This window comes from Collinsella sp. LCP21S3_A3, assembly GCF_052118905.1.
Lineage (GTDB): Bacteria > Actinomycetota > Coriobacteriia > Coriobacteriales > Coriobacteriaceae > Collinsella.
In genome coordinates, this window is record NZ_JBQKGH010000034.1 from 1 (window position 1) to 4,981 (window position 4,981).

General features: G+C 50.6%; 7 protein-coding genes. 6 read left to right on the forward strand and 1 reads right to left on the reverse strand.

What is annotated here, in order from left to right; all coding sequences use genetic code 11:
- Positions 1 to 309 precede the first annotated feature (309 nt).
- The 6 genes from ACTQ0H_RS09080 to rlmN all read left to right on the forward strand — a co-directional run bounded on the left by ACTQ0H_RS09080 (position 310) and on the right by rlmN (position 3,784).
- Entirely contained in the window at positions 310 to 528 is a 219-nt protein-coding gene (locus ACTQ0H_RS09080) for a hypothetical protein (protein WP_002604486.1), read from the forward strand.
- Positions 529 to 656: 128 nt separating this feature from the next.
- Positions 657 to 1,601, forward strand: a complete 945-nt coding sequence (locus ACTQ0H_RS09085) for a DUF6017 domain-containing protein (protein ID WP_002604485.1) — start codon at positions 657 to 659, stop codon at positions 1,599 to 1,601.
- A gap of 36 nt (positions 1,602 to 1,637) precedes the next feature.
- Positions 1,638 to 2,111, forward strand: coding sequence for a PcfB family protein (locus ACTQ0H_RS09090; protein ID WP_002604484.1), 474 nt, complete (start codon positions 1,638 to 1,640; stop codon positions 2,109 to 2,111).
- Positions 2,108 to 2,407, forward strand: a complete 300-nt coding sequence (locus ACTQ0H_RS09095) for a hypothetical protein (protein ID WP_441055697.1) — start codon at positions 2,108 to 2,110, stop codon at positions 2,405 to 2,407. Before ACTQ0H_RS09090 ends, ACTQ0H_RS09095 begins: the two co-directional genes overlap by 4 nt.
- A gap of 191 nt (positions 2,408 to 2,598) precedes the next feature.
- Positions 2,599 to 2,784: a cysteine-rich KTR domain-containing protein gene (locus ACTQ0H_RS09100; protein WP_003431289.1), complete on the forward strand. Its 186-nt coding sequence runs from the start codon at positions 2,599 to 2,601 to the stop codon at positions 2,782 to 2,784.
- A 16-nt stretch (positions 2,785 to 2,800) separates the two neighbouring features.
- Positions 2,801 to 3,784 carry a 23S rRNA (adenine(2503)-C(2))-methyltransferase RlmN gene (gene rlmN, locus ACTQ0H_RS09105; protein WP_052802844.1) on the forward strand — a complete coding sequence of 328 codons (984 nt, stop codon included), beginning with the start codon at positions 2,801 to 2,803 and terminating at the stop codon, positions 3,782 to 3,784.
- A gap of 110 nt (positions 3,785 to 3,894) precedes the next feature.
- Here the strand turns inward: rlmN and ACTQ0H_RS09110 are convergent.
- Positions 3,895 to 4,981 (reverse strand): ISL3 family transposase (locus ACTQ0H_RS09110; RefSeq protein ID WP_441548077.1); only part of this gene is annotated, 1,087 nt, incomplete at its 5' end.

Here is a 4,981-nt window from a genome sequence, read left to right on the forward strand (position 1 = left end):
GCATGCGCCTCGACAGACTTGGGGAACCCCGCCGAAGGAATGGAGTGCGGGCCGACAGAACGGTATCCGCGGATATGAGACTGAGCCGAAGGCGTCGATGACATGCCGGGGGCGGACCGGGACGGGATAATAATGAGGTGTGATAGCGATAGCGGCAAAAAGCTAATAAAATCAATGGTTTTGCGGACAGCGGATAGACAGGGAATGTGTTAAAAACTGAATACGCACACAAACGGCGTTACCTTAACCCCTTTGGGGGAGAAAGTAACGCCGTTTTTTTATGCCCGCAGGAAAGGAGGTGCAGCCGGAATGTATTTCACAAAGGGCAAGCAGCGGGCGTTTGAATTGCTCATGCAGCAGAAGCCGGGATTTGACCGCTATCAATCCGGTTGTGCCGGAGATGATGAAGATTGCGGCACTTGCCGTTTCTACCGCCCCGGGTGGAAATATGAGTTTTGCGTTTTCAAAGAGTGTCCCTATTGCCCCGGCAAAAGGACGCGGAAAACGCACGCCAGCATGGACAAATAGACGGGCAAAAGCCCTTGTGCCATGCGGCTTTGCAGACGCGAAAACGGCAAAGGGCATATTGCAATACCAAAACAGCCGAAAACGGCTTTCTAATTGTCCACGCATACCAAGAGAGGAAGTGAGGAAATATGGCAGTTTTCAGAGTGGAGCGAAATACGGGATATACCGTTATGAGCAACCACCACTTGCGAAACAAGGAATTGTCCTTAAAGGCAAAGGGCTTGTTGTCGCAAATGCTTTCGCTGCCCGAAGATTGGGATTATACCCTTGCGGGCTTATCCCATATCAACCGGGAGAAGATCGACGCAATCCGCGAAGCGGTAAAGGAACTCGAAAAAGCCGGATATATCGTGCGCAGCCGGGAGCGCGACGAAAAGGGACGCTTGCGGGGCGCAGATTACGTCATATACGAGCAGCCGCAGCCGCGAGAGCCGGAAGCAGCTACCAGCGGCGGACAGCCGCCTATATTGGATTTACCTACATTGGAAAATCCAACATTGGATAATCCAACGTTGGAAAAACCTACGCAGGAAAAACCTACGTTGGAAAATCCAACGCAATTAAATAAAGATATATTAAGTAAAGAACAATCAATTACTGATTTATCAAGTACCGATTCCATTCCTTTCCATTCCCTAAACCCCTTGCCCTTTGCGCATGGCGAAGCGGCTACGCCGCCGGAAAGGAAAAGAACGGAAGCGAAAAGCAATAGCGCAGTAGAGATTTACAGGGAGATTATCAAGGACAATATCGAATACGACCATCTCATTCAAAACTGCAAAATTGACAAAGACCGTTTGGACGAGATTGTTGACCTTATGCTGGAAACCGTCTGCACAGCCCGAAAGACAATCCGTATTGCCGGGGACGACTACCCCGCCGAATTGGTGAAATCCAAGTTTTTGAAGCTGAACAGCAGCCATATTGAGTTTGTTTTGGATTGCATGAGGGAGAACACAACCAAAGTGCGCAACATCAAGCAGTATCTAAAAGCGGTGCTGTTCAACGCGCCGAGTACCATTGACAGCTACTATACCGCCCTTGTCAATCACGACTTATACGGCGGCGAATGAGCATAGCCGCACTTTACCGGGAAAGGAGTTGATACCTTGCAGGAGGAAGTAACCCAAAAAACGATTGCCCTATACGTCAAAGTGGGAAAAGGCGCGGCGCGGCTTACCGAACAGGCGTTACAGAAAGCAATCCAAAAGTTTTTGGAGCAGAAAAGCAAACCCGCGCATGGGAAACAGACCATGCGGCAGCTTATGAAGCAGAACGCGGGTGTTTCCAACATCGAGATCACCGACAGCAATATTAAAGCCTTTGAGAGTACGGCGAAGAAATACAACATAGATTTTTCGCTAAAAAAGGTTAAGGGCGAGCAGACCCGTTACCTTGTGTTTTTCAAAGGCCGGGACGCGGACGTTATGACCGCAGCGTTTCAAGAGTTTTCCGCAAAGAAGCTGAACCGGGAGAAAAAGCCCTCTATCCGCAAAGCCCTTGCCGCTGCAAAGGACAAGGCGAAGCAGCTTAACGCCGCCCGCGACAAGGTAAAGAAAATGGACAGGGGGCGCGAGATATGAAGCAGATCAACTACAAAAAGCTGATACTTCCGAATATCCCCTATGTGTTCTTTGTCTATCTCTTTGATAAAGTCGGACAGGCGGTGCGGCTTGCCCCCGGCGCGGATATTTCTGCAAAGATACTGAATATCACACAAGGATTTTCCGCAGCCTTTGAAAACGCCTTGCCGAGCGTTTACCCGTTGGATTTGCTTGTCGGCATTGTCGGTGCGGTGATTATCCGCTTGATAGTCTATGTCAAAGGGAAAAACGCGAAGAAATACCGCAAGGGCGCGGAGTACGGCTCTGCCCGATGAGGTGCATAATCTTAACTGTAAGCAACACATATATTGACGCAGGAGGGTATGCACATGAATGATTACAGCAAAATCACAGCCCTTTACTCCCGCTTATCAGTGGGGGACGAGGACAGGGACGGCGGCGAAAGCAACTCCATACAGAACCAGAAGAGCCCATTTTTTTGTGTAAAAAGGACGAGTGAAATATAATGCTTAAAAAATATTGGATAAAATGTCCGATTTGTAACGGAAAGACGAGAGTTCAAGTATTTCATAATACTGTATTAAAAGATTTTCCTCTTTTCTGCCCTAAATGCAAATTGACGCATATCATTGATGTAGAAAAATTAGAGATTGTAATCAAAAATACAGAAAAACAAACTTTTATTATTTAGAAGAAAGGATATAAAAATGAAACGTTTACCTAAATATACGCCTGCGGAAGTACGGAATGATCCATACGGATTTACTTACAAAGAAATGTCGGAAGTTATTGGCGAGAATGAAGCAAAAGCCTTATATGAAGAATTATATAAGCAATTACCACGCAAAAAAAATCTATCAATGTTGGTAAAAAATATTTGCAAAAGCAGTGATACTGAAAAGTATGTTTACGAACTGAAAGACAACAAATACATTGAAACGGTTTTTATCAAGCGGCGAGATGGTGGAACTGTTTGCGTGAGCACACAAGTCGGTTGTCCTGTTGGTTGTATTTTTTGTGAGTCCGGGCGAAATGGCTTTGTTCGTAATCTAACATCGTCAGAAATCGTACAACAGATTATATTGTTGCGTCGAAAAGTAAACCGTATCGTTTTTATGGGTATGGGAGAGCCTTTATTCAATTATGACAACTTGATAAAAGCAATCCATATTCTCCGAGATAGATATGGGCTCAACTTTCCAACCGACGGCATTACCATATCAACAGTTGGTCCGGTCGATCAATTAAAAAAATTGCGCGAGGAACATCTTAAAATTCAGTTGACAATATCTTTACACGCAGCAACACAATCTGCAAGAAATCGTATTATTCCTCACATGCGCATATATGCTATTGAAGATGTTGTTAAGCAAGCCTTATCCTATTCTGAAAGGCATAATCGCAAAATTGTCTTTGCGTATTTGCTTTTACCGGGTATAAATGACCGGCCCTCAGATGTAAGACAACTTGCAAAATGGTTTCGGGGCAAAAAAGTTATGATTAACGTGTTACAATACAACCCAACAAGCAATTCAAGAATTAAAGCACCACAGAAACGGGAAATAGTTGCATTCAAACATCAATTAGAGCAAGCAGGACTTGAAGTTACTATAAGAGTTTCTCATGGCAGAGAGATTAACGCGGCTTGTGGACAGTTAGCTAACACATATAATAAATTCAAAAAAAAATGATTAAAAGTGCCAGACGCATAGACGCAGAGCCGATAACGCATTAGGTCAAAAAACCTATGTGTTATCGGCTTTTTTAGAGGCTTCGGTAGTTTGTGTGACAAGGGGCTAGCCTAGGCAGCAACGCTCTTCGCTCCCTTCACGCCCTTCTTCCTCGCCTTCACCGGGCGACCCGGGAGCTGGGGCTGGCAGTCGCCGCACCTGAGCATGAGCAGGGCCACGAGGTTGTCGGTGTTGCGGAAGCCGTAGCCCATCCTCACCGTCACCTTGATCTTGTTGTTGATGGCCTCTACGCGCCCGTTGCTGATGCCGAGCTCGACTGCGGCGATGATGTCGTCGCGCCGGCGGCGCACCTTCTTCTCCACGGCGACGACCTTGGCGATCTTGCAGTAGGCGGCCCTGTGCATCCAGTCGTCGAGCAGCTCGGCGGCCTCGGAGCCGTCGGCTGCCCGGAAGACGGCCCGCAGGTCCTCCTTGAGCTCCCAGGCCCTGACCAGCCGCGAGCCGGCCCTCTTCTTGAGCGCCTCGAGCCTCGCCCTCTGGCCGTCGGTGAGGTCCTCGGGGTTCTTCACGAGCGCGTAGCGGCTGCCCTTGATGGAGGCCGCCTCCTCCTCGAGCGCCCTGACCTCCTCGGGCGGCAGCTCGCCTTTGGCAGGCCTGCCGCGCTTGCCCTCGGGCCTGGGCCTGGCGGCCCTGGCGGCGTTCCACTCCTCGCAGCGCACGGCGTCGAGCGCGTCGTTCATCCACTGGACCACGTGGAAGGGGTCCATGACCCACCTCGCGTTGGGGCAGCGGCGCTTGACCAGCTGCCTTATCCACCTCGCGCCGTCGGCGGTCACCACCTCTATGGCGCGCCTCTGCTCGCGCGTGAGCTCGTCGAGGAACAGGTTGAGCACGTCCTTGCCGGTGCCCTCGTGCGCCCAGATGAGGCAGCCGCGGTCGTGGCCGACGACCACCGTGACGTACTTGTGGCCCTTCTTGTACGACGTCTCGTCGATGCCGATGCGGCGCACGCCGTCGAACCTCGAGGCGCCGCGCGCGGCCTCCAGCTCGGCGTAGACGCGCCTGCACACGCCGCCCACGCCGTGCCACTCGACGCGGGCGAGCTCGGAGACCGCCGAGGCGGTGCAGCGGACCGCCAGCCACGCCACCCAGTCCTCGAAGTCGCGCGTGAAGCGCGCCCCGTGCCGCGCCCAGGGG

What these genes read in the sequence shown, in the direction of transcription:
- ACTQ0H_RS09080 (WP_002604486.1), top strand. Translation starts at nt 310, where the DNA reads ATGTATTTCACAAAGGGCAAGCAGCGGGCGTTTGAATTGCTCATGCAG.
- ACTQ0H_RS09085 (WP_002604485.1), top strand. Translation starts at nt 657, where the DNA reads ATGGCAGTTTTCAGAGTGGAGCGAAATACGGGATATACCGTTATGAGC.
- ACTQ0H_RS09095 (WP_441055697.1), top strand. Translation starts at nt 2,108, where the DNA reads ATGAAGCAGATCAACTACAAAAAGCTGATACTTCCGAATATCCCCTAT.
- ACTQ0H_RS09100 (WP_003431289.1), top strand. Translation starts at nt 2,599, where the DNA reads ATGCTTAAAAAATATTGGATAAAATGTCCGATTTGTAACGGAAAGACG.
- rlmN (WP_052802844.1), top strand. Translation starts at nt 2,801, where the DNA reads ATGAAACGTTTACCTAAATATACGCCTGCGGAAGTACGGAATGATCCA.